The sequence below is a fragment of the Arthrobacter sp. KNU40 genome (assembly GCF_051515115.1).
Lineage (GTDB): Bacteria > Actinomycetota > Actinomycetes > Actinomycetales > Micrococcaceae > Arthrobacter.
On record NZ_CP195850.1, the window covers coordinates 3,713,219 to 3,739,672 of the forward strand.

A 26,454-nucleotide genomic window follows, 5' to 3' on the forward strand; every position below is an offset into this window, starting at 1 on the left:
TCAGTACCTCACTCGCGGGTCGATCAGCGCGGCGACGACGTCCACGACGAAGTTGGTGAATGCGACGATGACGGCCAGCAGCACCACGATGCCCTGGACCGCCACGAAGTCCCTGGCGTTCAGGTATTGGACCAGCTGGTAGCCAAGGCCCTTCCATTCGAAGGTGGTCTCGGTGAGCACGGCTCCGCCAAGCATCAGGGCGATCTGCAGACCCATGACGGTGATGATGGGGATGAGCGCCGGCTTGTAGGCGTGTTTCGTCACGAGACGGAACTCGCTGACGCCGCGGGAACGGCCGGCCTCGACGTAATCCTTGCCCAGCGTTCCGATGACGTTGGTCCGGACGAGTCGCAGGAAGACACCGGCGGTCAGGAGGCCCAGGGCGATGGCAGGCAGCACTGCGTGGGACACGACGTCGCCGAGTGCGGTGAGATTGCCGCTGCGCAGGGCGTCGAGCCAGTAAATGCCGGTGGGAGCGGCAAGTTGGCCCATGGTCAGCTCAGTGCGGGTGGACACTCGACCGGCCACTGGGAGCCAGCCGAGCCAAACGGAGAACGTCAGCTTGAGCAGGAGTCCGGAGAAGAAGACCGGAGTGGCGTAGCAGAGGATGGCAAAGCAGCGAAGGAAGGCGTCAGTGGCCTTGTCGCGCCGTTGCGCGGCGATCATGCCCAGCGGGATGCCGACCGCGAGCGCCACGATCAGTGCGTTGATCGTCAGCTCAAGGGTGGCCGCACCGAACGTCGACAGCATTTCGACGACGGGGCGCCGGTCCGTAATGGTGGTGCCGAAGTTCCCGGTGACCAACTGGCCCAGGTATTCGAAGTACTGGATGATGATCGGCCGGTCGTAACCGGCGTCGTGGATTCGCTGTGCGAGGACATCCGGGGGAAGCCGGCCGCCCTGCGCTGCGGTGATGGGGTCTCCGATGACCCGCATGAGGAAGAAAACCAGCGTCACGAGGATGAAGATCGTGGGAATGATCAGGAAGAACCTGACCACGATGTACCTGCCGAGACCCCCGCCCGCTGATTTACTCTTGGGAGCGACCGCGTCCGGTTCGACGTCGGGCACCTCTATAAGTGTTGTCATTGCTACCTAAAGTTCATTGCCCGCGGATCGCGCGGGGTTTTGCTCAAAATGTGAGGCAATCAGCAATAAGGGGAGGCAAAGCACCTGTTGGCACCCGCCTCCCCCTACCGGCTGCTTACTTTGAAATAGTTCCCAATCGGAACTTGAAGGAAGCGTCAAGCGTCTTGTCGACGCCGTTCACGCCCTTCGCCGAGATGGCAACCTGGGCACCCTGGAGCAGCGGCAAAGTGGAAATGTCCTTTGCCAGAGCGTTCTGGGCGTCCTTGATGGTGGATTCGCGAGCCGACTTGTCCGTGGTGGTCAGCTGCTTGTTGATCAGGTCGGTCACGGCCTGGTCGTTGAAGTGGTTCTTCAGGAAGCCACCGTTCGGGAAGAACGGGGTCAGGTAGTTGTCGGGGTCGCTGAAGTCAGGGAACCAGCCGAACTGGAACAGCGGGTACTCGTCGGCGCGGCTGGCCTTGCTGTAGGTCACCCATTCGGTGGACTGCAGGTTCACCTTGAAGAGGCCCGACTTCTCAAGCTGGTCCTTGATCATGGCGTACTCGTCGCCCGAGGACTTGCCGTAGTGGTCCGGGTTGTACTGGAGGTTCAGCGTGACGACGTCCTTGACACCGGCATCGGAAAGAACCTTCTTGGCTTTGTCCAGGCTCGGCTTTCCGTTGTCGCCATAGGCATCCTTGAACGACTCGTTGGCGCCGAGGAAACCGCTGGGGACGTTGGAGTACAGCGGCAGGTATGTGCCCTTGTAGACCTGGTCCGCGACTGCCTGGCGGTCAACGAGGTTGGCGATCGCCTGGCGGACGGCAAGTGCCTTGGCCGGGTCGGCTCCGGCTGCCTTGGCTCCGAACGGCATGGTGTTGAAGTTGAACGTGATGTAGCGGATCTCGCCGCCGGGACCAACGTTGACCTTGACCTTGGAATCCTTCTTGAGGTCGTCGACGTCGGTGGCGCTGAGGCTTCGGTTCGCAACGTCGATGTTGCCCTGCTGGATGTCCAGCTTCATGTTGGTCGGCTCGGCGTAGTACTTGATCGTGGCGGCGTCGTTGGCCGGCTTGCCCAGGACACCCTGGTAGTCAGGGTAGGCCTTGAGGCTGATGAGCTCGTTCTTCTTGTAGCTGTCGATCGTGTACTGGCCATAGAACGCCTTGGCCTTGATGATGTCGTCATCCGAAAGAAGTTTGTCGGCCGGGAAGACCTGGTGGTCCACAATCGGCGCGGCCGGGCTGCTGAGGATCTGCGGGAAGGTCTGGTCGTTCGCGAGCTTCAGCTTGAAAACGGCGGTGTTGGCGTCCGGGGTGGTGACGCTGTCCAGGTTTTCGAGCAGGCTTGCGGGACCAGCGGGGTCGTTGATCTTGAGCTGCCGGTCAAACGAAAACTTGACGTCCGTGGAGTCCAGCGTGTGGCCGTTGGCCCACTTGAGTCCGGGCTTCAGCTTGACGGTGTACTCGGTGGGCGACGTGAACGACGCCGACGCTGCCAGGTCCGGAACGGGGTCGGCGCTTCCTGGCTTCGAGTTGAGGAGGAAGGAATAGACCTGGTTCATCACCATGAAGGAACCGTTGTCGTACGAGCCTGCGGGATCGAGTGCGGTCACCTTATCGGTGGTGCCATAAGCGATCGGACCGCTGGCAGCTGAGGAAGCTGAACCGCCGCCGCCCGCCGGGCCCGTGCAGGCCGTCAAAGCGAATACGGAGATGCCCGCGAACGCGATAGCGCTTCGCAAGGCTTTTTTGTTCAATGCCATCAGTGAACTTTCTGTTCGATGGATACGGCGAACCGCCGTCGGTAATTTCTTAGGAGCGCATACTCCTGACTCCACGATTCAATCAGAAGCTTTTCTGGTGAAACGTTTGATTTTGTGAGTTGAGACACAAAATTTACTTTTCTTTTGGCGCGAAGTCGGCTAGGCGGACCGCCACATGCCGCTCCTGATATTGGAAGTACCAATGGTTAGCGCTCACAATATTGTCGGCGCATTTCCCACTGCAGGGCGTTACGAGGTCTAGAGCTCCGCGCGCTGAAGGGACCGGGCGGCGTCGATGGTTGCCTGGCCCAGGACGCGGGTGCCTTGGTACAGCACGATGGTCTGACCGGGGGCCACCCCTCGGAGGGGATCGACGAGAGTCACCACGAGGCCTTCGCGCTCGATGCCGGCGTCGTCGACATGCCGCTCGACAGAGGCCTTCGCAGGAACCGGATCGCCATGGGCGCGGACCTGGGCATAGCAGTCGAACTCGGCGCCGGTAGCCACCTCGGCGATGGGCAGGCCCGCCCAGGACACCTTGATCCCACGGATCTCGTCGATCGCCAACAGGGCTTCGGGCCCAACGACCACCTTGTTTTCCTTGGGCCGGATTTCCAGCACGAAGCGCGGCTTGCCGTCAGCGGCGGGGGTGCCCAGCTTGAGGCCGCGGCGCTGGCCTACGGTGAAGGCGTTGGCTCCGGGGTGCTCCCCCACCTTGGTTCCGGCTTCGTCCACGATGTCGCCGGTGGTCATCTCGATCTTCTCGGCGAGCCAGCCGGCAGTATCGCCGTCCGGGATGAAGCAGATGTCATGGCTGTCCGGCTTGTTCGCCACGGAGAGGCCGCGGCGTTCGGCCTCTGCGCGGACCTCGGCCTTGGAAGGAGTCTCCGCCAGCGGGAACATGGAGTGCTTGAGCTGTTCGTGGGTCAGGACGCCGAGTACGTAGCTTTGGTCCTTGGCCCAATCGGCGGCACGGTGGAGTTCGGGATTGCCGTCGGCGTCCTGGATGACCTTGGCGTAGTGTCCAGTGCAGACCGCGTCGAAGCCCAGGGCGATTGCCTTCTCCAGCAAGGCGGCGAACTTGATCCGCTCGTTGCAGCGCATGCAGGGATTAGGAGTTCGGCCCGCGGCGTATTCATCGATGAAGTCCTGGACAACGTCTTCCTTGAAGCGCTCCGAGAAATCCCAAACATAATAGGGAATCCCCAGTACGTCGCAGGCGCGCCAGGCGTCGCGGGAGTCTTCAATGGTGCAGCAGCCGCGGCTGCCCGTGCGCAGTGTTCCGGGCATGCGGGACAGCGCCAAGTGGACGCCGACGACGTCGTGCCCCGCCTCGACGGCGCGGGCGGCGGCAACGGCGGAGTCGACTCCGCCGCTCATGGCTGCAAGAACTCGCATGCTGGCTTTCTGTTGATGTGTGGGGAGAAGAATTGCGCCAAAGAGAGGAAGCGCGCCCAACTATTCTAGCGCCCGCGGGAATCCGCCCCAAAAATGCCTTGACCACCGTCGCGGACGATTCTAAAGTCAAAACTAGCAGTTTTAGATGAGGCTGTTCGCGCGTTCACGCGCACCCGGGCTGCCCACGCTAACCGCCCACGCCCCGCGAATCGAGTCACCATGGACACTGAACACATCGTTATTGCAGGCGGCGGGCTGGCCGGCGCCACGGCGGCCAAGACCCTCCGGTCCGAAGGCTTCGAGGGCCGCATCACCGTGGTCTGCGCCGAGAATGAACAGCCCTACTTGCGGCCTCCCCTCTCCAAGGAGTTCCTCCTGGGCAAAGCGGGCGAGGATGCCGTTCCGGTGCTGGCAGCCGGCTGGTACGGGGAAAACGACGTCGAACTCCTCCTTGGCGACCCTGTTGCGGCTGCCGATCCTGCCGCCCACACAGTACAACTGGAATCAGGAACCGAGCTTCGGTTCAGCAAGCTCCTGATCGCCACAGGGGCGCAGCCGCGCCGGATTCCGCTCCCCGGTTCCGATCTTGCCGGTGTCATGACGTTCCGGACGTTCAATGATTCGCGCCGGCTCAAGGAAGAGCTGGCCGGCGGAGGCCGGAATGTGGTGATGATCGGCTCCGGTTGGATCGGCATGGAGCTTGCCGCCGCGGCGAGCAGCTACGGGAACACAGTAACCCTGCTGGGACTGGAAGACGTGCCGCTCAGCATGGCCATCGGCCCGGAACTGGGCGGTTTCTTCCGCAGCCTCCACGAAAAGCACGGCGTACAGTTCCGGCTCCCCGCGAGCGCGGCGGAAATCATGGGCACCGGGGGCAAAGCGATCGCCGTCGTCACCAACTCCGCCGAAGTCCTTCCCGCTGACCTCGTGGTGGTGGCCGTCGGCGTCGTTCCGGACACGGGCCTGGCCGAAGCCGCAGGGCTTGATATCCGCAACGGGATCCTGGTGGATTCTTCGCTCCGGTCCAGCAGTCCGGACGTGTTCGCGGCCGGAGACGTTGCCAATGCCCTCCACCCTTTCACCGGCGATCATCACCGCAGCGAGCACTGGTCCAACGCCCTCAACGGCGGGAAGGTCGCGGCCAAAGCGATGCTGGGACAGGACTCGATGCTGGACGTGGTCCCGTATTTCTATACTGACCAGTTCGACGTCTCGATGGAGTACTGGGGATATCCCACGCTCGCGGCGGGTTCCGCACCTGTCATCCGCGGCGCGTTTGAGGACAACAGCTTCCTCGCCTTCTGGCTAAAGGGTGGCGCCGTCGTGGCGGCCATGAGTGTCAACCAGCAACGGGTACAGAAGCCGGTCAAGGCACTCATTTCGGGGCGCATTCCGGTAGACGTGGACCGCCTGACTGATCCGGTCGTTCCGCTTGATCAGTTGTTGCCCGGAACCTGATGGCCCCCCGAACCGCCGGCAGAGCCGCTGTCGTAGCCCCGGGCCACAGTGGCTGCAGTCTGGATGCTGGACTCATGCCCTGCCATTCCGGCAAGCTTCGCCCGGGCATACGCGTCCGGAAGGGCCTTGAGCAGGGCGTCGACGTCGGCGTCATTTGAAGAGTGGCCCAAGCTGAACCGTTGTGCCCCGCGGGCGGTGTCCTCGTCCAAACCCATGGCAAGCAAGACGTGCGAGGGCCTGGGGACTCCCGCGGTGCAGGCGGATCCGGTGGATGATTCGATGCCCGCGAGGTCCAGGAGGAACAGCAAGGAATCGCCTTCACAGCCAGGGAACGTGAAATGCGCGTTGCCGGGGAGCCGGGCGTCTCCGGGCGCTCCACGCAAGACCGCCTCGGGAATTGCAGCCCGGACACCGTCGATGATCCGGTCCCGCAAGGCGCTGATCCGCTCGCGCTCTGCTGCCAGGTTTTGAGCCACAGACTCCGCCGCGGCGGCGAATGCCGCGATCGACGCCGTGTCCAGGGTTCCCGAGCGGACGTCGCGTTCCTGCCCTCCCCCGTGCTGGACTGGAGTGACCTTGGTGGACCGCCCCAGGAAGAGGGCACCCACGCCCACGGGCCCTCCGATTTTGTGGCTGGAGACCGACATTGCGGCGAGCCCTGAGTCGCGGAAGCTCAGGGGAATCGAGCCGAAAGCCTGGACTGCGTCCGAGTGCACCGGGATGCCGTGGGTGGCGGCGATTTCCACGATCTCCTTGACCGGCTGGATGCTGCCCACCTCGTTATTTGCCCACATGACGGTGACCAGGGCTACCGATCCCGGATCACGCTCGATCTCTGCCCGTACAGCTTCCATCCGCACGACGCCCCGGGAATCGACGGGGAGCCACACCGCTTCCGCCCCTTCGTGCCGTTCTAGCCATTCGACCGTGTCCTGCACCGCGTGGTGCTCGACGGCGGAGCAAAGGATCCGCTTGCGGCGGCCATCTTCGTCGTGGCGGGCCCAGTACATCCCCTTGACGGCGAGGTTGTCTGCTTCGGTGCCTCCCGATGTGAAGATGAGCTCTGAGGGATGCGCCCCGGCCGCTGCCGCAATCGCTTCCCGCGCGTCTTCCACGGATCGCCGGGCACGCCGTCCGGAAGCGTGCAACGATGACGGATTGCCGGTCCGTGCCAGCTCGCGGGTCATGGCGGTGAGGGCGACGGCGGCAAGGGGCGTGGTGGCGGCATGGTCCAGGTAAACAGGCACCACCCAAGTCTATCGAGGCAGGCGGATCCGGGCTTCGCCGACGGAGGGTGCCTTCAGTGCCGCTTCCCTAATCCGCGGGGAGGATCCTTGCGCAGCAATGGCCTTCGCGGTTGTCGTCAGCGATCCGGGCCTCGGCAATTCCGCAGGCGGCCGCCGCTCCGCTCAGGAAGGCGCCGTTCATGGCGCAGACGACGCTCGTGTGGCTTTCGGCCAGCCGGTGGAACGGGCAATTGACCAGCGAGTACCCGCCGTCGTCGTCAACTTCCGGCCTGTAACCGTAGTTCGCCAAGACATCCTCGAAACGGGGCTCCGCGCTGCCGGCCTCGAGGCCCCGGGCGTAGGCGGTTTCGAGGAGAGCTTCGCGGGGGGAACCACCCTTCGCCATCAGGTCCTGGATGGCAGAGGCCATCACTTCCCCGGCGAGGTCATAGTGGCGCTCCGGAACCGAGACGCCGATCTCTTCAATGACGGGCGTGTACAGCTTCGCAGGCCGTCCGGAACCCGGGCCGACCTTGCCGCCGAGTTTGCGGAACTCAACACTAAGGAGCCCGTCACGGACCAGCCGGTCGAGGTGGAAGGAGGCCGTGCTGCGGGGAAGCCCCAGGGCCATCGCGGCGTCGTCGCGACTGACTGCATCACTTGCGCTGCAGACGTGCTCGTACAAGCGACGACGGTTGCCGTCGTCGAGGGATGCCAAAGCGGAGAGCCGACGCAGCCACGGAAGTCCGGTCATGGATCCAGCTTAACTCTAAAATCAACACTCATTGCTTAATCCTTCGGATTTTTCTAAAATCAAATTATCCATTTTTAGAAAGAAGGCATCATGAACACCGCATCATCCCCAGCCCAGGCGAAAACCCGATCGCTGATGTCCATGGATCCGCAACGGCAGGCTTTCCTGCTCCTTCGGACCGTGTTCACCGTGGCGCCGATCCTTTTCGGTCTGGACAAGTTCACCAACCTGCTCACCCACTGGACGATGTATTTGGCGCCCGTGGCCACCTCGGTGATTCCGATCCCGGCCCAGACCTTCATGTACATCGTGGGCGTTGTGGAGATCGTGGCCGGCATCGCGGTGGCGGCCCGTCCGCGCTTTGGCTCGCTCCTGGTGGCCGTGTGGCTCCTGGGCATCATCGTGAACCTGCTGGTGCTCGGCAACTTCTTCGACGTCGCCCTCCGCGACTTCGGACTGCTCGTGGGCGCACTCGCGCTCAACCGCTTGGCCGTCGCCTCGCGTCGCTGAGCGGCCAGGTTAGGCCAATACCCGCAGGGCGCCCGGAACCACCTCGATGTCCAGTGGAAGGAGACCGATCCGCTCGCCGTCGGCGTAGGCCACCACGTCCTCGGCGGCAAGGCGCACCGAGCGCACCCGGCGGATTTCCACGGCCGGGTGCGAGGTGTGCCGTCCGGAGAAGACCTTCGGGAAGACCGCAAGGAGGGCCAGCCGGGACAGGGGCCTGACGATAAACAGATCCAGCAATCCGTCGTCGGGCGGGGCATCCGGGACGATGCGCATGCCGCCGCCGATCGACTGGGCGTTTGCCACGGAGATCAGCATGGCGCCATCGTGCGATGCCACGCCATCGGCAGTCACGGTGTAGTTGATGGCCCGGAACGATCCGAGCTCCCGGAGCATCGCAAGGGTGTAGCGGAGGGCGCCGCGGGGCCATCTCCAGGAGTTGGCCCGTTCATTGACAGCGGCGTCGAACCCCGCAGATACGGCTCCGGCAAACCAAATGGTCCGCCCGCCAGTGGTGATGCGGCCTGCATCGAGCACCCGGCCACCGTCGGCGAGCGCCGAAATCACGCGGGCACAGGAGCCCTCGACATCCTGCAAAGGCAGCCCCAGCATCCGGGCAACGTCGTTTCCCGTACCCACGGGAACAATCCCGAGCGGCACCCCGGTCCCGCTCAGTGAGTTGACGCCCAAATGGACCATGCCGTCGCCGCCCACCACTACCAAGGCTTCGGCGCCTTCGCGAAGCGCTTCGCCTACAGCTTCCCGCAGGGCGTCCATGCTGTCGCGCCGAAGCATGACGACGTCGAGACCCGCCGCGCGGAGGCAGCGGGCGGCGCCGTCCCCGGCAGGGGCATGCCGTCCAAACGCTGCGGTTGGATTGACCGCCAGCACGATCCTTCGGCGGGCAGACCCGTTAATCCCATCCGTGCCGGCACTTGGTTGGTCAATGGGATGATCGGGGCCGGCCGGGGAGTTCACAGCATGAATCATGCCACCGGCAGGGGCGGGATCCGGGGAACTAAAGCCCGGGCCGCCGTCGTTCTCATGGTGGGCTGGCTAGACTTGCCAAGATCGCCGCTCCGCACCGGGACGGCGGGAACCTTCAGAATCCCAGAGAAAGGCCCGTGGTTGGCTCAGGGCAGCAGTTCCCACTATCAGATCCTCCGGGTTCCCGTCACGGCGACGGACAAGGAGATCAAAGTGGCCTACCGGAAGGCCGCGAGGAACGCCCACCCGGACCATGGCGGGGATCCTGAGGTCTTTCGACAGGTCACGCTCGCATACGAGACCCTGATTGACCCCAAACGACGCGCGGAGTACGACCGCCGCTACGCGAGCGGCACTTCGGGCAGGGCGAGCCCCTTCCCGACGGAAAGGCCGGACTACGGCGCTCCCGGACCGGAACCCCGCACCACCGCCGGTGTCCACCGGCCGAATGCGCCGCGGAACACAGCCGGTGACGCCCCCGTCTACGTCCCGCCCTTCGATGATCCCCACGAGGTGCCCCTGCTCTCCAAGGGCGAGGCCGCCCTGCAGATCCACGGGATTCCCCGGAAGCGTGGAATCTTCGGCGCCGAAGCCCGCATTCAGCGCGAAATGCGGACAGTCCAGCTCATCAGCCGCCAGATTCTGCCTGCCATCCCGTCAGCACGGCTCGTCAACGGGCTCCGCTCCCCCTCGGACGACAGCCACATCGATCATGCCCTGCTTGCCGGCTACCGCCTGGCGCTCATCGGTTCCATGCTGCTGCCCAAAGGCGCCTATGCCTGGGACGGGGTTGCGCTCAAGCACGGCGGGCGTTCGGTGCCTCCGCCGCAGCTCGAGCTGATCGTTCGCCACATGCAGGAGATCTTCCCGGAACTGAATGTGACCGGTTGGGTAGTCGTCCACAGCCCGGACGGCAACCCGCACGAACCGGTCATCGACCACTACCGGCGTACGGACGGAGACTTCGGGTCGGTGCAAATCGTCAACGCTTCCGGGCTGGCCCGCGGCCTCAAGCAGTTCCTTAGTTCTGGTCCGTTGCCAAACACGGTGGTTGTCCCGGTCCTGGCCCGGCTGCTGCGCGGCATGCACTGAGCCTGCAGGAACAACCCCGTATTTTCGCTAGCTAGGATTGATACGTGTTCCGCATCCTCTTCCATACCCCTGAAATCCCGGGCAACACGGGAAACGCCATCCGGCTCGCCGCGATCACCGGCGCTGAGCTCCACCTCGTGGAGCCGCTGGGCTTCGACTTCTCCGACGCCAAGCTGCGCCGCGCGGGACTGGACTACCACGACCTCGCGGTGGTCACGGTCCACAAGGACATCGAGGCTGCATGGGCGGCTTTGCAGCCCGAGCGCGTCTTCGCTTTCACCTCCGACGGCGAATCCTCCTATACGGACGTTGCCTACCAGGAGGGCGATGTGCTGATGTTCGGCCCCGAGTCCGTCGGGCTTCCGGACTGGCTTAAGCAGGACCCGCACGTCACGGCCCGCGTCCGGCTCCCCATGCTGCCGTCCCTCCGCTCCCTGAACCTTGCCAATGCCGCCTCCATCGCGGTGTACGAGGCCTGGCGCCAACACGGTTTTGCGGGGGCGAAACTCTAGCCTGCCGGCCTGGCCGCCCGGACAATCGCAAAGTCGCGTCGGCGGGTCACCCATCCAAAGCTCCCCCTGCGCCGAATACCCTGTGCAGGCACCAACAGCCTGGGCAGGCAGCTGGCCTGCGTGGCAAGGTGCCGGTGAAGCGACGGCCGCGGAAGGGGCGCAGGTGACTACCCTCAAGACCCGCAGTGCTTCCGGTACTGCCAGGGCCACGAGCAATCTATGCTGGACGGTGATGGATACACCGAATGTGCGAGGCCCCGAGGCCCCCAGCGTGATTGCCGGCTCGAATGCGCAGCTTGCGGAATTGCTGGGGTTGATGGCCGACGGCGACCGGGCCGCCTTCAGCGAGTTCTACCGCCTTACTGCGCGGAGGGTCTTCGGCATGGCCAAGCGCGTCTTGGTGGATGCGGGCCTGAGCGAAGATACAACCCAGGAAGTCTTCATCCAGGTCTGGCAGAACGCGGGCAAGTTCAATCCCGAGGCAGGCAGTCCCCTCGCGTGGCTCATGACCATCACACACCGGCGCGCCATCGACCGTGTCCGCTCGGCCCAGTCCGCCACGGACCGCGAAGCGAAATATGGTGCCGCGAGCCAACTCCTTGACCACGATTCAGTGGAGGAAGAAGCGAGCAGCCGGCTTGAAGCCGAGGCCGTCACCCGTTGCCTCGGCACCCTGACGGAAACGCAATTGGAATCCGTGCGGCTCGCCTACTATGGCGGGCTCACGTACCGGGAGGTCGCTGAACAACTCGGTGCCGCGATTCCGACCATCAAGTCCCGCATCCGCGATGGACTTCTCCGACTCAAGACTTGCCTGGGGGTGAGCTGACATGACCGAACACGATGACAACAATCAGAATGACGGGAAAGAAGGCCTCCGCAGGATGTTCGCCAGCGATATAGCCACTGATCTTGCCGAAGGCCGAGTCCTGGAGCTTGCCGAGATCTATGCCCTCGACGCCTTGAGCGACGCCGAGCGGGCGGAAATCGACAACTACATTGCCACAGCCCCTGTTCGCTCAGCGTTCCTAGAGCGCGTCCGGCAGTCACGCGAAACCCTCGCGGCCTCTTTCGCGGACGAGGCCGAACCCCGGCCCGGGCTCTTGGAGGACATTCTGCGGCAGCTCCCGCAACAACCACGCACTGCACAAACCGGCACAGCTTCCGCGCCGTCGTCGGTTCCCGAAGTGCCGGCTGGCCCCGCAGCGCACGTTTCCCCCGACGTCGTCGACCTCGCCGCCGCCCGGGTCCGGCGTGATCGCCGACGCTTCGGCGGCGTCCGTGGTTGGGTTGCAGCCGCTGTGGCGGCCGCGGTTATTGCGCTTGGCGGTATCGGCGTTGGCGTCTACGTGGCCGGGCAGAACGATCCCGTGAACCAAGTACTGCGGGCCGGCGACGTCCGTCAAGCCACGGTCGACGTCAACGGCGGCGGCACGGCGACCGTGTCCATCTCCAGCTCGAAGAACGCCGTGGTGGTCCGGATGAACGGAGTTCCCGCTCCCCCGGCCGGCAAGGTTTATCAGATGTGGCTTATTCCCAAGGATGGCTCCGACCCTGTCTCCCAGGGACTGATGGACGCCCAAGCCTTGAGCCATCCGGCGGTTGTCTCGGGCATTGCCAGCGCGGCGTCCATCGGCATCACAGTTGAGCCCGTGGGCGGCTCCAAGAAGCCGACACTCCCGACGGTCGCAGCAGCGCCCCTCACCTAAAGCGAGGGGCCCTGCCCCGCCGTGGGCTCTTAACGGCGGGGCTTGACCTTGACGTAGCGTCAACTTCTACGCTGGACACATGAAGCAGGACAAGGCAGGTACCTGGACCATTTCCGAACTGGCCAAGGCCAGCAAAGTTTCCTCGCGGACCCTGCGCCACTATGACCAACTCGGACTATTGGAACCTGCCCACACGGGACACAACGGCTACCGGTACTACGGCCAGCCTGAGCTGTTACGACTGCAGCGGATCCTCCTGCTTCGTGAACTTGGCCTTGGGCTCGAGACCATCGGCGAAGTTCTGGATGGCCAGGCCGATCCCGTGGAGGCACTTGCCGTGCACAGGAACTGGCTGCTGGCCGAGCGTGACCGGCTGGACCGGATGTCCCGGACGGTCGACGCCACTATCGCAGCACTACGTCAAGGAGAAACCATGACCGCGGAGAACATCTTCAAGGATTTCGACAACAACCCCTACGAAGCCGAGGCGCGCGAGCGCTGGGGCGATCGCGCCGTCGACGCGAGCAAGGCCCGGCACTCGGCAATGACAACGGCCCAGAAACAGGCCTTCATGGAGGAGTACGCGGCGCTGAACCAGGATCTCGCCCGCTGTTTCGACGCCGCCCTTCCGGCGGATCACCCGGACGTCCAGGCAGCCGTCGGCCGGCACTACAAATGGATCTGCGAGAGTTGGACCCCCAACGCGGAATCCTATGTAGGCCTGGGACAGATGTATGTGGACGACCCCCGGTTCACCGCCAATTACGACAAGGTCCGGGTCGGCCTGGCACCCTATCTACTGGAAGGCATCAAGGTCTACGCGGCAGAAATGCTCAGTTAGGGCATTCCTCAAGAAAAGCACGACGGCGGCCCGTCTCCCTTGGAAACACAGGGGACGGGCCGCCGTCGTACTGGCTGCCAAGCAGCCCCGTTAAATGATCAGCGAGAGCACCATGATGAAGCCGAAGCCGACCACCGAGATGAGCGTCTCCATCACCGACCACGTCTTGAACGTCTGCCCGACCGTCAGGCCGAAGAGTTCCTTCACGAGCCAGAACCCTGCGTCGTTGACGTGGGACAGGAAGAGCGAGCCTGCACCGATGGCCAAGGCAAGGAGCGCGGCATGCGTCGGACTCAGGCTGCTTGCCAAAGGAGCCACGATGCCTGCAGCCGTCACGGTGGCAACTGTCGCCGAGCCCGTTGCCAGGCGAAGCGCCACAGCCACGAGGAAGCCCAGGACCAGCACGGACATGTTGGCGCCTTCGGCCCATTTCTTGACCGCGTCACCGACGCCGGCACCGATGAGGGTCTGCTTGAAACCGCCGCCTGCGCCCACGATCAGCAGGATCGCGGCAATGGGTCCGAGGCTGTTGCCGAGCTTGGTTGTGATCTTGCTTCCGTTGAAGCCGACGGCGTAGCCGAAGGTCACCATGGCGGCGAGCACAGCCAGGGTCATCGCCACGAGGGGCTGGCCAATGAAGTCAAGGACGGTGCGGATCATCGGGGCATGGGCGGCGTCGGGCCAGACAATGTCCGCAACGGCCTTCAGGAGCATGAGCACCACCGGGAAAATGATCGTCAGCAAAGTAACAAGGAAAGTCGGCTGGCGCTTGACGTCGCTGAGATCGACGGCGTGCTTGGTGTCGATACCGCCCGCCACCGCGGGAGCATCCACGGGAACCCAGCGCGCGGCCAATCGGGAAAACAACGGTCCACAAATGATCACCGTGGGGACGGCCACCAGGAGCCCGAGAGCCAAGGTGGTTCCCAGTTCAGCCTTCACCGCGCTGATGGCGATGAGTGGGCCGGGGTGGGGCGGGACAAGGCCGTGCAACACGGACAAACCGGCGAGCGCAGGAATGGCAATGCGCATGAGCTTCATCTGCGAGCGCTGGGTGACCAGGACGATCACCGGAAGGAGCAGGACGAGGCCAATCTCGAAGAACATCGGGAGGCCGATGATGACAGCAACCAAGGTGATCATCCAGACCACCTTGTTCCCGCTGGCTTTCTCCAGCAAGGTGTCCACCACGCGGTTTGCGCCGCCGGAGTCCGCGAGGAGCTTGCCCAGCATGGCGCCGAGGGCAATCAGGAGGCCGACCTCCTTAAGGACGCCGCCCACGCCGTCTTCGAAGTTGCTGACCACCTTGTCGAGGCCGACTCCCGATGCCAGGCCGACGAAGGCCGAACCCAGCACGAGGGACAAGAAGGGGTGGACCTTGAATTTGGCGATCAGCAGGACAATCAGCGCAATGCCGATCGCCGCGACCACGAGAAGTTGGGTATCGTGCCCGGTCCAGTTCACGCTGCGTCTCCAGTTGTGTGTGCCGGCTGAGCCGAAAGGCCGAGCCGTTCGATGATTTCGTCGGCTTCTTCAGCCGGAGAAGCCGAGACGCAAAGCGAGATGTGGTTCTCGTCCTCGGTCGGAGCTTCCAGTGCTTCGAACTGGGATTCCAGCAGAGAGGCAGGCATGAAGTGCCCGTGGCGCGAAGCCAGCCTGTCGGAAATCCTGTCCTTGCTCCCTTGGAGGAAAACGAACACGACGCCCTCGCCGCGCAGGACATCCCGGTACTGCTTCTTCAAGGCCGAGCACGTAATGATGCCCGGCTTTCCTGCTGCCGTACGTTCCTTGATCCAATCGGCAATGATGCCCAGCCAAGGCCAACGGTCCTCATCGCTGAGTGCGTGCCCCGCCTGCATCTTTGCCACGTTCGCTTCCGGGTGCAGGTCGTCGCCTTCGGCGAGGTCCCACCCCAGCCGGCCGGCCAATACGCCTGCCACTGTCGATTTACCGGAACCGGAGACGCCCATGATCACCAATACCGGCTGTTGTGCAGTCTTCGCCATCAAAGTCTGCCTCTCTCAATTAAATATGATTTAAACGAGACTAAGCATATGACACAGGTTACACATCAGCAATTTCAGAAACCGGCGATGGTTTGGGACCCGTTGACTTCCACCACATGGAACGCCTCGGCGCTGCGCCCGCCGGCCATTCCGGCGCGCGAGGCATTGTGCCGGAGCATGCCCCGGACACCCAGTTCCATGCCCTCCAGATCGGGGTGCTGGCTCGCGTGGATCCGGATCGCCGCCAGTTTCGCGTCGATGTGGTCGGTGACATCCACGAAATAGTTCTCACGGGATTCGGGACCGGCGAAGAGCCACAGCCATGGCAGTTTGAAGGCCTCGAGGCCGGCTTCCGCCAGCTCCGGGTAGGCGAAGGGGTTCTCCACCGCGGGGTACACCGCCCGCGTCACGATCTCTCCCACGGCGAGGTGGTCGGGATGGCTCTTCTGGATCCTGTCCCAATTGCGTTCCGGGTGCATGGCAAGGACCACGTCGGGGCGGATTTCGCGGATGAGCTTCACCACTTGCTTGATGACCCCATGCGTGGGTTCCAGGTAGCCATCGCGCTCATGGAGGTAGTGCACATCCGTCACGCCGACGAGGGCAGCGGCTTGTCTCTGTTCCTCTGCGCGCATGGAGATGATCTCTTCGCGGTGGGCAGGATCGAAGCCTCCGGCATCGCCGTCGGTCATGACGCAGTAGCTGACCTCGACGCCGGCAGCGGTCCAGGCAGCGATGGTGCCGGCCGCGCCGAAGTCAATGTCGTCCGGATGGGCGGTAAAACAAAGCACCCGCTCGACGCGCTCCGTGGAGGCGTCGAACGGGCTCTTTGCTGACGTGGCGTCAGAAGACAAGGGATCAGCCTTTCCGCTTTTTGATCTCTTCGGTGGCCTGCGGAACAACCTTGAAGAGGTCACCGATGATGCCGAAGTCCGCGATTTCGAAGATCGGCGATTCAGCATCCTTGTTGATCGCGACGATGACCTTGGAGGTCTGCATCCCGGCCTTCTGCTGGATCGCTCCGGAGATGCCCGCCGAAATGTAGAGCTGCGGGGACACGGTCTTGCCCGTCTGGCCAACCTGGTAGTCATGGCCGATCCAGCCTGCATCCGTGGCGGCGCGGGAAGCCCCGAGTGCGCCGCCCAGCGCGTCGGCCAGTTCTTCCAAAGGACCGAAGTCGCCGTCGACGCCGCGTCCGCCGGCAACAACGATCCGTGCTTCGGTGAGCTCGGGACGGCCGCTGACGGGCTTTTCTGCACGCCCGGTGACCCGTGCGGCATTCGCGGTGGCATCGGCCGGGACGTCGATAGTGACGGTTTCGGGCGTGCTTGCCGCGGCCGGGACCCCGACGTCGACGCTGTTCGGCTTGACTGTGAGCACCGCGACGGCAGTGCGCGCCTTGGCCGTGGTGGTGTACGAGCCTGCCAGGACCGACTTGTGGGCCGTGCCGTCGGCGTCGACGCCCACAACGTCGGTGATGACCCCGGCGTTGAGCTTCACCCCGAGACGGGCCGCGATCTCCTTGCCATCGGCGGTGTTCTCGAGCAGGACGGTCCCGGCCCCGGAGGCCGCAACGACTGCGGCAAGATATGCGGCTTTCGGCGCAACCAGGTAATCGTCCAGGTCCGTGGCGGACGGGCGGTAGAGAGCCGAGGCTCCTTGAGCACCCAGGGCGGCCGCGACGTCGTCGTGCAGTTCCCCGTTGACGGCCACCACAGTTTCCCCAAGGGAACGCGCGATCGTTAGGAGTTCCAGGCTGCTCTTCTTGAGCGCCGCGCCCGGGTTGTCAATGAATACAAGTGCTTTTGCCATGTGTCGGAATCCTCTTAGAGCAGCTTCTGGGCGGCCAGGAACTCAACCAGCTTGATGCCGGCGTCGCCTTCGTCGGTGATGATGGTGCCGGCAGTGCGCGGCGGCCGCGCCTCAGCGGTCTCGACGGCGGTCAGTGAACCCGCGGCGCCCACCTGCGCTGCATCGACGCCGATATCGGCCAGCGTGAGTGCGGTGATTTTCTTCTTCTTCGCTGCAAGGATGCCCTTGAAGTTGGGGTATCGCGGCTCGTTGATCTGGTCCGTCACGGACACCAGTGCGGGCAAGCTTGCCTCCACGGTGTCCGCGTGGGCGTCACCGTCACGGCGCGCTACGATGCGTTCGCCGTTGACCTCCAGGGAGGAAGCGAAAGTGACCTGCGGGAGTCCGAGCCGCTCAGCGAGCTGGGCCGGAACCAAGGACGTTTCGCCGTCGGTAGAGGCCATGCCCGTCAGGACGAGGTCCACGGGCGAATCGGCGCCGAGATACCGGATCGCCGCGGCGAGAGCCAGCGAGGTGGCGGCGGCATCGGAACCGGCCAACGCGTCATCGCTCAAATGCGCTCCCGAGGAGGCACCGATCTGCAAGGACTTCTTGACGGCGTTCACGGCACCGGCGGGACCCATGCTCAAGGCGATCACCTCGTTGCCGGCCTTGGCGCCTCCGCGCGCTTCGCTCAGCTGCAGCGCGGCTTCAAGCGCATATTCGTCCAGTTCGGACAGAATGCTCTCGTCGCGGTCCGTGGTGTTGCCTGGGCCGGTGAGGTGTCGGTCGAACTGCGCGTCCGGGACGTGCTTGACCAGAACAACAATCTTCAATGTATCTCCCACTGTGTTCGAGGCAGCCTTCCATACTCGGGGATGGCCCGCAACTAGGCGCATGGCCAAGAGTGCCCGGCGTACGGGCTCGTCCTAGCTAAGCATATTGCGGAACAAGTCGGACAACGGCGCCGCGTTAACTCCTGTTTCGTGGATGGCCCCGCCTACGGCGGCAAGCGCACACCAGGACGGCGGGCCGCACCGCTTGTGGTGCCGCCCGCCGTCGTCGACTGATTGTTGGTTTCCGTGCTGGAATCCGCTGCTACAGCGCAGCTGTTACGGTGCAGCATCCAGTGTCACGTCGAGCTCCTGGGACTGGCCGCTGCGCTGGACGGTCACCTTGACCGTTGCGCCTGCCGGCTGCTCCCGGACGGCCGCAGTGAGCTGCTCTGGATCGGTGATGTCTATACCGGCGAACTTTGTCACGACGTCGCCCACCTTGAGTCCGGCCTTCTCAGCTGCCGAGCCCTTGGTAACAGCCGCAACCTGCGCGCCGACCGAGAACCCGGAGCTGCTGCCTGTTGCCGACTTAGGCTGCACGCTCACGCCGAACTGACCGTGGGTGGCTTTGCCGTTCTTGATGAGTTCCTGCGCAATACGCTTCGCGTTGTTGATCGGGATGCTGAAGCCCACACCAATGTTGCCGCTGGACGAAGACGAAGAACTGCTGCTGCCGGCAGAAGCGATCGCCACGTTGACGCCGATGATCTCACCCTTGGTGTTGACGAGCGCTCCACCGGAGTTGCCCGGGTTGATCGGCGCGTCGGTCTGGATCACGTTGAGCGAAACGGTGCCCTGGCCCGCACTGCTCTGGCTCTGGCCACCGCCTGGAGGGGCGAATTGGAATCCGCCCTGGCCGCCGTTTTGCGAATTGTCCGAGCCACCGTTGGGAACAGCCGAGGACGCCACGCTGATGGTGCGGTTGAGCGTGGACACGATGCCGTCGGTGACCGTGCCGGGCAGGCCGAGCGGAGCGCCGATGGCGATGGCGTTGTCTCCGACGTTGATCTTGCTGGAATCACCCAGGGTAGCCGGCACAAGGCCGGAGGCGTTGTCCACCTTGATGATGGCGAGGTCCGAAAGCGGGTCCGTACCCACTACCGTCGCCTTCAGCACGCGTCCATCGCTCAGCCGCACTTCAATGGCGGCGTTGGCGCTGGCGCCGTCAAGGGTCACCACGTGGGTGTTCGTCAGGATATGGCCCTGGTCGTCGAGGATGATGCCCGAACCGGTGCCGCCCGTGCTTCCGCTCGAAGCCATGATGGTCACGACGCTCGGTGAAGCCTTGGCCGCCGCTGCGGTGATGGCGTTGACGTTGTCCGTGTTGTTGACTATCACGGTTCCCGTCTGGCCGCTAGTGGCCGCCGCCGGCGTCCGGCTGCTTAGCAATTGATCACTGGCGGCCACCACGCCTCCGCCCACGAGACCGGCTGCCAGGATGCAGGCCACCAAGGTCCCGACGCCGAAGACCGGCTTCCGTTTCGGGCTAGCCGCCGGACCGCCGGGGTGGACCGGGAACTGCTGCGTGGGATAGTGCTGCGCTGGGTTCGGTCCGCCATAGAAAGGCTGGTGCTGCGGGTACGGGTGCTGCGGTCCCGCGCTGTGCTGTGGCGCTTCGTGTTGGGGCGCTCCGTGTTGGAGCGCTCCGTTCTGAGCCTGGATCTGCTCGGTGGCGTTTTCGGCCGGCCCCTGGGCCCAGGGTGCCGGAGCTACCGGAGTCTGCGCTGTGTGTTCGGGCTGCGCGGGGTATTCGGGCTGCGCGGGGTATTCGGGCTTCGCAGTGAAATCCTGACCCGGCTGGTATGCCGGCAGCGGGGCCGTAGGCTGGGAATTGGCTTGCTTGTCCGCCTCCGCCTGGCCGGCGCCCTCAGGACCATGGTTCTCGGGGCCATTGTTCTCAGGCGCGGCGCCCTGTGCTGGGTTCTCCGTCATGGGACTTCCTTTCTTCCTCGTCCCCTTAACTATCGTCGCTCTTGCTGGATCAAGAGTCGACGTTCGCTGGGAGCTTGCTGAACGCCGTCATCGGAATGGCCCTGTGCACTCGAATGGCGCCGACTAGCCCCTCAACGTTGGAGAAGGAAGGATCTCTCCCCGTTTCGCTGGCGGCATATTTGCCGCTGTGGACGCTCCAAAAGGTGCACCATAGTATCAAGTGGAATTGCCACAGCGACCTGCCGCTTGACAACCATGCGTGGGGGCGCTGACGCATTCTGTTTCGATTGCTCCGGCCCGGACCAATCGCAGACGTGCTGAAGGGTTGCACATGCGGTCAATGTTGAAACGTGTACTCGCCATCATCGGCCTGGCTGGAATGCTGGTCCTCCCGGCAACCGCAGCCTGGGCAGAGGGTCCAGTGACAATCCCCTCCGGCCAGAACATCGTGGACAACGCGAATGTTCTGGGCAACCGCAAGGGCGAGGTCCAGGACGCCATCCAGAAGCTCCTGAAGGACCACAAATACAACTTGTACGTGGTCACTGTGAATTCCTTCGACAACCCCTCATCGCCCGCAGACTGGGCCGCGGCAGTGGCCACCAAGAAGGGTATGGGCAAGTCTGACGTCATTCTGGCCATCTCCACGGCCGGTCAGTACTATTTCGCACCCAACTCTGCAAGTGCGATCTATTCCAAGAGGTCAACCATTTCGTCCAATGCCATCGCGGCCAACCTGGGCGCAGGCAAGCGGGACTTTGCCCAGGCAGCCATCGACACCGCAGCCGCCGTCGGCGACGCCGCCGGTGGGGGCAGCGGCACGGTTCCGAGCGGCAACTCGGGTGCAGCCGTATTGATCGGCGCGGGTGTTGTTGCGGCGGGCGGTGTGGGCACGTACTTGTACTTCCGTAACCGCCGCAAGAAGGGCCAGGCATCCGGAACGAGCTACGGCCCGCAAGGAGAACAGCTCGATCCCCTGGCCTCCTTGAGCATCCCGGACTTGCGGCGAAAAGCCGGCTCCCTGCTCATCGAAGCGGATGACACCATCAAATCCAGCGAACAGGAACTCGGCTTCGCCCAGGCGCAATATGGCGATGCCGCCGTCGGGAACTTCACCAAGGCATTGCTGGAAGCCAAGAACCACATGACCGAATCCTTCAAGCTGCAGCAACAGCTCGATGACCACATCCCGGACACCGAAGAGCAGCAGCGCAGTTGGCTCGGCGAAATCATCCGACGCTCGGAGGCTGCCCTCGAGTCGTTGCGCGAACAGAAGGCCGATTTCGACTCCCTGCGCGAACTCGAGAAGAACGCGCCGCAGGCTTTGGCCACTGTTGCCGCAGGCGCCAACGAAGCCGAGGCAAAAATCAGCAGCGCGGAGGAATCGCTCAACGGACTGCGCGAGAAGTACGCAGACAGCGCACTTGGCCACGTGAGCGACAACATCACCCAGGCCAAGGACCGGCTCGCCTTCGTCCACAACGCGACAACAACGGCGCAGGAAAAGCTCGCCGCCGGTGAGAGCAGCCTTGCCGCAGTAGCAGTCCGCGCTGCGGAAGAGGGCCTGCACCAAACCAACGTGCTGATCGACGCGATCTCCAAGGTAGCGGGCAGCCTCGACGAAGCCCGGAACTCGCTGGAGGGCGCCGTCGTGGAGACCAGCCAGGACCTGGCACAGGCCAAAGCGATGATCCAGTCCGGCGAACACCCTGAACTGGCTGGCCCGGTTGCCGGTGTCGAAGCCGCACTGGCGCAGGTCAAAATCGAAATCCAGGGCGGAAAAATCGACCCCATCGCCACTCTGGACCGCGTGGAGAAGGCCCATCAGGCCTTGGACCAGTCCCTCTCAGGCATCCGCGACCAGCAGGAACAGGCAAGGCGTGCACAGGCCGCGCTCCAGCAGACCATCATGGCTGCCCAGTCCCAGATCAGCGCCACCTCGGACTACATCGCGGCGCGACGCGGCGGCGTGGGCACCGAGGCCCGTACCCGCCTGGCCGAAGCCCAACGGAATCTCGACTACGCCCTGTCCATTTCCCACAACGACCCGGTCACCGCACTGACGTACGCCCAGCAGGCCCAGTCGCTCGCTGCACAAGCCGCGCAACTGGCCCAGTCCGACGTCGATCAGTTCGGCGGCTTCGCCAACCAAGGCTACGGCCGCGGCGGCATGTTCGGCGGAGGCGGCAACGGTGGTGGCCTCGGCGGAGCGATCCTCGGCGGCATCCTCATCAACTCCATCCTCCACGGCGGCGGAGGCGGCTGGGGCGGTGGAAACAACGACGGCGGAGGCGGAGGCTTCTTCGGCGGCGACGGCGGTGGGGGCGGAGGCTTCTTCGGCGGCGACGGCGGAGGTGGAGGCGACTTCGGCGGCGGCGGAGGCGACTTCGGCGGCGGCGACTCCGGCAGCTTCTAGCTCCCAAAGACTAGGTGGGGGGCCGGTCCCCCACGTAGAGCGGTACAAAAACTGATCACTGGATTCAGTGGGCACCACTGAGCAGGACGAAAGGCAACACCATGGTTAAGCAGTCCATTTTCGGGCGGATCGCACAGCTCGCCAAGGCGAATATCAATGCCTTGCTTGACCAGGCTGAGGACCCGCAGAAGATGCTGGACCAGATGGTCCGCGACTACTCGAACAACATCGCCGAGGCCGAGTCCGCGGTGGCGCAGACCATCGGCAACCTCCGCATGCTGCAGGCCGACTACAACGAGGACATCAAGAACGCCCAGGACTGGGGCAACAAGGCCCTCGCAGCCTCGCGTAAGGCGGACGAGTACCGCGCGGCCGGCAACGCCGCCGACGCCGTGAAGTTCGACAACCTTGCCAAGGTGGCCATCCAGCGCCAGATGTCGGCCGAGAACGAGGCCAAGGCCGCCGAGCCCAACATCTCGTCCCAGTCGGAGGTCGTGGACAAGCTCAAGAGCGGTCTCGACCAGATGAAGGGCAAGCTCAACGAGCTCACCAGCAAGCGCAATGAACTGATTGCCCGCTCCAAGACGGTTGCTGCCCAGACCCAGGTACACGACGCCCTCAAGAGCATCGACATCATGGACCCCACCAGCGAGGTGGGCCGCTTCGAAGAGAAGATCCGCCGCGAAGAGGCCAAAGTCCTGGGCCAGCAGGAACTTGCGGCCTCCAGCCTGGACGCACAGTTCAACCAGCTTGAGGACCTCGGAGAGCAGACGGAAATCGAGGCCCGCCTGGCGGCGTTGAAGTCGGGCGGTTCGAAGGCTGCGATCGGAGCCGGCGCCACCGCTCCGGCAGATGACACAGTGGACGAAGCCGACTTCGACAAGCTCTAGTCCCACCAAACGAAGCGCCGGACCTCGCGGGGTCCGGCCCTTCGTGCTTGCTGCGTGCTTATGCCCCTACAGCGAGCCGTCCAACGATGAGTCTCATGATTTCGTTGCTGCCTTCCAGGATCTGGTGGACGCGCAGGTCCCTGGCAATCTTCTCGAGGCCGTATTCCGACAGGTATCCGTAACCGCCGTGCAGTTGGATGGCCTTGTTTGCGACATTGAACCCGGCGTCCGTGGCGACGCGCTTCGCCATTGCGCACAACCTCACGGTGTCCGGGGCGCCGCGGTCCAAGGCGTCTGCGGCACGGAGGATCAAGGTCCTGGCGGTTTCGAGTTCAGTATCCATGTCGGCGATGTCAAACAGCAGGGACTGCTGGTTGATGAGCGGGCCACCGAAAGCCGAGCGTGACTTGAGGTAGGCGATGGACTTCTCCAGGGCCGCCTGGCCGCCTCCCAGGGAACAAGCGCCCATATTGACCCGGCCTCCGTTGAGGCCCTTCATCGCGATGCCGAATCCGCTGCCTTCCTCGCCAAGCCGGTTCGCTACCGGAACCCGCACGTCCTCGAAGATGACCTGACGGGTGGGCTGGGCATTCCATCCCATTTTCTTTTCATTCGGGCCGAAGGACAGGCCCGGCGCGTCCGAGGGCACAACGATCGCGGTGATGCCCTGGCTCCCCGTGTCGGCAGTCCGTGCCATGACCACATAGACGCTGGAAACTCCTGCGCCCGAAATGAACTGTTTGGTGCCGTTAAGAACGTAACTGTCGCCGTCGAGCACTGCTTTGGTGCTCAGGGCAGCGGCGTCCGAGCCTGCTCCAGGCTCCGTGAGGCAATAGCTGCCCAGTGCTTCCATGGACGCAAGCTGCGGCACCCATTGGGCCCGCTGCTCATCGTTGCCGAAAGCATCGATCATCCACACCACCATGTTGTGGATCGAGATATAGGCCGCGATGGTGGGGTCCGCCTTGGAAAGCTCCTCAAAGATCAGCGCAGCATCCGTGCGGGAAAGCCCCGAGCCGCCGAACTCTTCCCGGACATAGATGCCTCCCATGCCGAGGGTGCCCGCTTCGCGCAGGACATCCACAGGGAAATGCTTGGTCTCGTCCCATTCCGCGGCGTGCGGCGCAATGGCCGTTGTGGCGAAGTCGCGCACCATCTCCACCACCGCTTGCTGGTCCTCTGTGAGCTCAAACATTGGCACTCCTTTGCAGTTCTTCCCAGTTCTCCGGGTTGTCCGGTATTTCTGGCTATTCGGTGCGTTTACTTGCTGACTTTGCCCATCAGCGAAGCGACAGGGCGAAGGAACAGCGGCCTCGCGAGGAACCACGCGCCCACAATCACCAGGAGGGATACGGCGAAAATGCCGAAACCAACCCAGTTGATATCGTCGCTGCCGCCATACATGTGGTTCAGGTTGCGCAGCGCCCCGGTGGCAAGGACCAGGGTGACATGCACGATGGTGAAGAGCACGAAGTACACCATCACCGGGAAATGCACCGCCCGGGCCAGTTCGATGGGATAGATCTTGTTCACCGTGCCGGCCTTCTTCGGCCATGCAGAGGACGTCCGTAGGCCGGTGATGATGGCAAGCGGGGCGGCGATGAATACCGTGACGAAGTAGGTCAGCAATTGAAGGGCGTTGTAGTTCACCCAGCCGTCCTCAGTGGGCCAGTTCAACGATGCGTACTGTAGGGCGGCGGAGAGGGCGTTCGGGAATACATCCCAGCTGGTGGGGATGATCCGCATCCATTGCCCGGTGGCAAAGATCACGATGATGAAGACGATGCCGTTCAACACCCATAGGGCATCCAGGGTCAGGTGGAACCACAGGTCCAGGCTGATCTTGGTTGGCGCGTTCCTGGTCCGGATGAATCCTTTGTTGTTTCGGGTCCATTGGGCCGGAGGCCTCTTGGCTGTGCGGACCTGCCAACCGGATCGAACGATGAGCACCATGAAGAAGACGTTCAGGAAGTGCTGCCATCCGAGCCATGCGGGGAAACCCACAGGAGCGTTCGCCGGGAGGCTGGACGCGCCTGGGAACTCGTGCAAGAACGACTGCACACCCGACAGGCCCGTCAACCATTTGGCAAACAAGACGATGAGCAAAAGTACGAGCAGCACGCCTGGAACCACCCAGAGGGGTTGGGACCATTTGCTTTTGGCTGCTGTCGACTTTTTGGCGGGGGTGGACATCTTCTCAGGCACCTCTCGGAAGAACTTTGCAATCAGGGACGCATCAAGCTAACAGGCTTTGGACCGAAGCGGCCAACGCCTGTTACGCCGTCAGTTTGAACGGGCCTTGACGGCCTCGATGAGTTTCGGAACGACCGTGAAAATATCGCCCACGATTCCGAAGTCGGCCACCTCGAAAATGGGCGCGTCCTCGTCTTTGTTGATGGCCACAATGGTCTTGGCGGTCTGCATGCCTGCGCGGTGCTGGATGGCTCCGGAGATTCCCAATGCGATGTACAGCTGCGGGGACACGCTCACACCGGTTTGGCCCACCTGGGCCGTCTGGGCGATGTACCCGGCGTCGACGGCTGCGCGTGACGCACCGATCGCCGCGCCCAAGGTGTCGGCGAGTTGTTCCACCAGCACGAAGTTCTCGGACGAGCCCAAACCCCGTCCCCCGGAAACCACCGTCGACGCAGTCCGAAGCTCGGGCCGGGCCGAGACGGCGGCATCGTCGTTGAACCGGTCAATGATGGCGGCGCCTTCTGTTCCGGCATCGAGGGACACCGTCTGCAGGTCTGCCGTGGCTGCCGGAGCCTGGCCTTCGATCGCCCCCTGCCGGATGGTGAGGATGGGCAGCCCGCCTTCCACCACGGACTCGACGGTGTAGGCCCCGCCAAACACCGAATGCTGTGCAACAACGGTTCCGTTGTCGCTGCGCACCTGCACGACGTCGGCGAGCACGCTCCCGCCGACCCGCACCGCAAGCCGGGCGGCAGCTTCGCGGCCGTCCACCGAATTCGCGGTGAGGACGGCAGCCGGTCCGTAGGCATCGACGGCCCCGCTCAGGGCATCCACGGCGGGTGCCACCAGAACAGTGCCGGCGGCAGCTGTAACAGCCGAGTAGATCCTGGCCGCGCCGAGTCCACCCAGGCGCGCAACGTCGTCGTCCGCCAGCGGTGCCGAGGACACGACGACGGCGACTGGCGAGCCCAGCGTGGCTGCGGCAGCCAGCAGCCCGCGGGCGGATGCGGCAATCCCGCCGCGGTGGGAAATTTCAATGAGCACCAAGACGTTCGACATTTCTTTTCCTC

Annotated in this window: 24 protein-coding genes; 9 read left to right on the plus strand and 15 right to left on the minus strand. The window is 63.9% G+C overall.

Features of this window, described 5'->3' with window-relative positions; all coding sequences use genetic code 11:
- The 3 genes from ACSKT0_RS17235 to mnmA form a co-directional block, all read right to left on the minus strand.
- Complete coding sequence (locus ACSKT0_RS17235; protein WP_437770850.1) at positions 1 to 1,089, minus strand: ABC transporter permease; 1,089 nt, start codon at positions 1,087 to 1,089, stop codon at positions 1 to 3.
- 115 nt (positions 1,090 to 1,204) lie between these two features.
- The gene (locus ACSKT0_RS17240; protein WP_437770851.1) at positions 1,205 to 2,833 is read right to left on the minus strand and encodes an ABC transporter substrate-binding protein; all 1,629 of its coding nucleotides are present in this window, start codon (positions 2,831 to 2,833) and stop codon (positions 1,205 to 1,207) included.
- Positions 2,834 to 3,091: 258 nt separating this feature from the next.
- A complete protein-coding gene (gene mnmA / locus ACSKT0_RS17245; RefSeq protein ID WP_437774064.1) occupies positions 3,092 to 4,213 on the minus strand; it encodes a tRNA 2-thiouridine(34) synthase MnmA in 1,122 nt (373 codons plus the stop codon).
- A gap of 237 nt (positions 4,214 to 4,450) precedes the next feature.
- Here mnmA and ACSKT0_RS17250 point away from each other — a divergent pair, with 237 nt between their 5' ends.
- Complete coding sequence (locus ACSKT0_RS17250) at positions 4,451 to 5,689, plus strand: NAD(P)/FAD-dependent oxidoreductase (RefSeq protein WP_437770852.1); 1,239 nt, start codon at positions 4,451 to 4,453, stop codon at positions 5,687 to 5,689.
- Here the strand turns inward: ACSKT0_RS17250 and ACSKT0_RS17255 are convergent.
- On the minus strand, positions 5,668 to 6,936 hold the full coding sequence (locus ACSKT0_RS17255; protein WP_437770853.1) for a cysteine desulfurase family protein: 1,269 nt from the start codon (positions 6,934 to 6,936) through the stop codon (positions 5,668 to 5,670). The genes ACSKT0_RS17250 and ACSKT0_RS17255 overlap by 22 nt on opposite strands.
- A gap of 67 nt (positions 6,937 to 7,003) precedes the next feature.
- Complete coding sequence (locus ACSKT0_RS17260; protein ID WP_437770854.1) at positions 7,004 to 7,669, minus strand: helix-turn-helix transcriptional regulator; 666 nt, start codon at positions 7,667 to 7,669, stop codon at positions 7,004 to 7,006.
- A 90-nt stretch (positions 7,670 to 7,759) separates the two neighbouring features.
- Here ACSKT0_RS17260 and ACSKT0_RS17265 point away from each other — a divergent pair, with 90 nt between their 5' ends.
- Positions 7,760 to 8,179, plus strand: a complete 420-nt coding sequence (locus ACSKT0_RS17265) for a hypothetical protein (RefSeq protein WP_437770855.1) — start codon at positions 7,760 to 7,762, stop codon at positions 8,177 to 8,179.
- Positions 8,180 to 8,188: 9 nt separating this feature from the next.
- On the opposite strand, the gene ACSKT0_RS17270 is transcribed toward ACSKT0_RS17265, so the two are convergent.
- On the minus strand, positions 8,189 to 9,154 hold the full coding sequence (locus ACSKT0_RS17270; protein WP_437770856.1) for a diacylglycerol/lipid kinase family protein: 966 nt from the start codon (positions 9,152 to 9,154) through the stop codon (positions 8,189 to 8,191).
- A gap of 150 nt (positions 9,155 to 9,304) precedes the next feature.
- On the opposite strand from ACSKT0_RS17270, the gene ACSKT0_RS17275 reads away from it, so the two are divergent.
- From ACSKT0_RS17275 to ACSKT0_RS17295, 5 genes are all read left to right on the plus strand, one after another.
- On the plus strand, positions 9,305 to 10,255 hold the full coding sequence (locus ACSKT0_RS17275) for a J domain-containing protein (protein WP_437774065.1): 951 nt from the start codon (positions 9,305 to 9,307) through the stop codon (positions 10,253 to 10,255).
- A gap of 44 nt (positions 10,256 to 10,299) precedes the next feature.
- Entirely contained in the window at positions 10,300 to 10,767 is a 468-nt protein-coding gene (locus tag ACSKT0_RS17280) for a tRNA (cytidine(34)-2'-O)-methyltransferase (protein ID WP_345452900.1), read from the plus strand.
- A gap of 232 nt (positions 10,768 to 10,999) precedes the next feature.
- Positions 11,000 to 11,596, plus strand: a complete 597-nt coding sequence (gene sigK / locus ACSKT0_RS17285; RefSeq protein ID WP_437774066.1) for an ECF RNA polymerase sigma factor SigK — start codon at positions 11,000 to 11,002, stop codon at positions 11,594 to 11,596.
- Position 11,597: 1 nt separating this feature from the next.
- Entirely contained in the window at positions 11,598 to 12,476 is an 879-nt protein-coding gene (locus ACSKT0_RS17290; protein ID WP_437770857.1) for an anti-sigma factor, read from the plus strand.
- Positions 12,477 to 12,555: 79 nt separating this feature from the next.
- The gene (locus tag ACSKT0_RS17295; RefSeq protein ID WP_437770858.1) at positions 12,556 to 13,317 is read left to right on the plus strand and encodes a MerR family transcriptional regulator; all 762 of its coding nucleotides are present in this window, start codon (positions 12,556 to 12,558) and stop codon (positions 13,315 to 13,317) included.
- Positions 13,318 to 13,407: 90 nt separating this feature from the next.
- Here ACSKT0_RS17295 and ACSKT0_RS17300 read toward each other — a convergent pair whose 3' ends face one another.
- The 6 genes from ACSKT0_RS17300 to ACSKT0_RS17325 form a co-directional block, all read right to left on the minus strand.
- Positions 13,408 to 14,781, minus strand: coding sequence for a GntT/GntP/DsdX family permease (locus ACSKT0_RS17300; RefSeq protein WP_437770859.1), 1,374 nt, complete (start codon positions 14,779 to 14,781; stop codon positions 13,408 to 13,410).
- Positions 14,778 to 15,323 carry a gluconokinase gene (locus tag ACSKT0_RS17305; RefSeq protein ID WP_437770860.1) on the minus strand — a complete coding sequence of 182 codons (546 nt, stop codon included), beginning with the start codon at positions 15,321 to 15,323 and terminating at the stop codon, positions 14,778 to 14,780. Before ACSKT0_RS17305 ends, ACSKT0_RS17300 begins: the two co-directional genes overlap by 4 nt.
- A 74-nt stretch (positions 15,324 to 15,397) precedes the next feature.
- Complete coding sequence (locus ACSKT0_RS17310) at positions 15,398 to 16,177, minus strand: PIG-L deacetylase family protein (RefSeq protein ID WP_437770861.1); 780 nt, start codon at positions 16,175 to 16,177, stop codon at positions 15,398 to 15,400.
- Positions 16,178 to 16,181: 4 nt separating this feature from the next.
- Positions 16,182 to 17,135, minus strand: a complete 954-nt coding sequence (locus ACSKT0_RS17315) for an electron transfer flavoprotein subunit alpha/FixB family protein (RefSeq protein ID WP_437770862.1) — start codon at positions 17,133 to 17,135, stop codon at positions 16,182 to 16,184.
- Positions 17,136 to 17,149: 14 nt separating this feature from the next.
- Positions 17,150 to 17,950 carry an electron transfer flavoprotein subunit beta/FixA family protein gene (locus ACSKT0_RS17320; protein WP_345452890.1) on the minus strand — a complete coding sequence of 267 codons (801 nt, stop codon included), beginning with the start codon at positions 17,948 to 17,950 and terminating at the stop codon, positions 17,150 to 17,152.
- Between the two features lie 276 nt (positions 17,951 to 18,226).
- Positions 18,227 to 19,882: a trypsin-like peptidase domain-containing protein gene (locus tag ACSKT0_RS17325; RefSeq protein WP_437770863.1), complete on the minus strand. Its 1,656-nt coding sequence runs from the start codon at positions 19,880 to 19,882 to the stop codon at positions 18,227 to 18,229.
- 331 nt (positions 19,883 to 20,213) lie between these two features.
- Between ACSKT0_RS17325 and ACSKT0_RS17330 the strand changes: the two genes are divergently transcribed.
- Positions 20,214 to 22,298 (plus strand): TPM domain-containing protein, encoded by a 2,085-nt coding sequence (locus tag ACSKT0_RS17330; protein WP_437770864.1) that lies wholly within the window; start codon positions 20,214 to 20,216, stop codon positions 22,296 to 22,298.
- Positions 22,299 to 22,399: 101 nt separating this feature from the next.
- Complete coding sequence (locus ACSKT0_RS17335) at positions 22,400 to 23,188, plus strand: PspA/IM30 family protein (protein WP_437770865.1); 789 nt, start codon at positions 22,400 to 22,402, stop codon at positions 23,186 to 23,188.
- Positions 23,189 to 23,246: 58 nt separating this feature from the next.
- On the opposite strand, the gene ACSKT0_RS17340 is transcribed toward ACSKT0_RS17335, so the two are convergent.
- The 3 genes from ACSKT0_RS17340 to ACSKT0_RS17350 form a co-directional block, all read right to left on the minus strand.
- A complete protein-coding gene (locus ACSKT0_RS17340; protein ID WP_437770866.1) occupies positions 23,247 to 24,383 on the minus strand; it encodes an acyl-CoA dehydrogenase family protein in 1,137 nt (378 codons plus the stop codon).
- Positions 24,384 to 24,448: 65 nt separating this feature from the next.
- Positions 24,449 to 25,381, minus strand: coding sequence for a cytochrome b/b6 domain-containing protein (locus tag ACSKT0_RS17345; RefSeq protein WP_437774067.1), 933 nt, complete (start codon positions 25,379 to 25,381; stop codon positions 24,449 to 24,451).
- A 90-nt stretch (positions 25,382 to 25,471) separates the two neighbouring features.
- Positions 25,472 to 26,443: an electron transfer flavoprotein subunit alpha/FixB family protein gene (locus ACSKT0_RS17350; protein ID WP_437770867.1), complete on the minus strand. Its 972-nt coding sequence runs from the start codon at positions 26,441 to 26,443 to the stop codon at positions 25,472 to 25,474.
- Positions 26,444 to 26,454: the final 11 nt, after the last annotated feature.

Excerpts from the sequence above, each read along its gene's own strand:
- ACSKT0_RS17315 (WP_437770862.1), bottom strand. The coding sequence starts at position 17,135 with ATGGCAAAAGCACTTGTATTCATTGACAACCCGGGCGCGGCGCTCAAG.
- ACSKT0_RS17345 (WP_437774067.1), bottom strand. The coding sequence starts at position 25,381 with ATGTCCACCCCCGCCAAAAAGTCGACAGCAGCCAAAAGCAAATGGTCC.
- ACSKT0_RS17330 (WP_437770864.1), top strand. The coding sequence starts at position 20,214 with ATGCGGTCAATGTTGAAACGTGTACTCGCCATCATCGGCCTGGCTGGA.
- ACSKT0_RS17335 (WP_437770865.1), top strand. The coding sequence starts at position 22,400 with ATGGTTAAGCAGTCCATTTTCGGGCGGATCGCACAGCTCGCCAAGGCG.
- ACSKT0_RS17240 (WP_437770851.1), bottom strand. The coding sequence starts at position 2,833 with ATGGCATTGAACAAAAAAGCCTTGCGAAGCGCTATCGCGTTCGCGGGC.
- ACSKT0_RS17295 (WP_437770858.1), top strand. The coding sequence starts at position 12,556 with ATGAAGCAGGACAAGGCAGGTACCTGGACCATTTCCGAACTGGCCAAG.
- mnmA (WP_437774064.1), bottom strand. The coding sequence starts at position 4,213 with ATGAGCGGCGGAGTCGACTCCGCCGTTGCCGCCGCCCGCGCCGTCGAG.
- ACSKT0_RS17260 (WP_437770854.1), bottom strand. The coding sequence starts at position 7,669 with ATGACCGGACTTCCGTGGCTGCGTCGGCTCTCCGCTTTGGCATCCCTC.
- ACSKT0_RS17250 (WP_437770852.1), top strand. The coding sequence starts at position 4,451 with ATGGACACTGAACACATCGTTATTGCAGGCGGCGGGCTGGCCGGCGCC.
- ACSKT0_RS17235 (WP_437770850.1), bottom strand. The coding sequence starts at position 1,089 with ATGACAACACTTATAGAGGTGCCCGACGTCGAACCGGACGCGGTCGCT.
- ACSKT0_RS17340 (WP_437770866.1), bottom strand. The coding sequence starts at position 24,383 with ATGTTTGAGCTCACAGAGGACCAGCAAGCGGTGGTGGAGATGGTGCGC.
- ACSKT0_RS17325 (WP_437770863.1), bottom strand. The coding sequence starts at position 19,882 with ATGACGGAGAACCCAGCACAGGGCGCCGCGCCTGAGAACAATGGCCCC.
- ACSKT0_RS17350 (WP_437770867.1), bottom strand. The coding sequence starts at position 26,443 with ATGTCGAACGTCTTGGTGCTCATTGAAATTTCCCACCGCGGCGGGATT.
- sigK (WP_437774066.1), top strand. The coding sequence starts at position 11,000 with ATGGATACACCGAATGTGCGAGGCCCCGAGGCCCCCAGCGTGATTGCC.
- ACSKT0_RS17305 (WP_437770860.1), bottom strand. The coding sequence starts at position 15,323 with ATGGCGAAGACTGCACAACAGCCGGTATTGGTGATCATGGGCGTCTCC.
- ACSKT0_RS17265 (WP_437770855.1), top strand. The coding sequence starts at position 7,760 with ATGAACACCGCATCATCCCCAGCCCAGGCGAAAACCCGATCGCTGATG.
- ACSKT0_RS17290 (WP_437770857.1), top strand. The coding sequence starts at position 11,598 with ATGACCGAACACGATGACAACAATCAGAATGACGGGAAAGAAGGCCTC.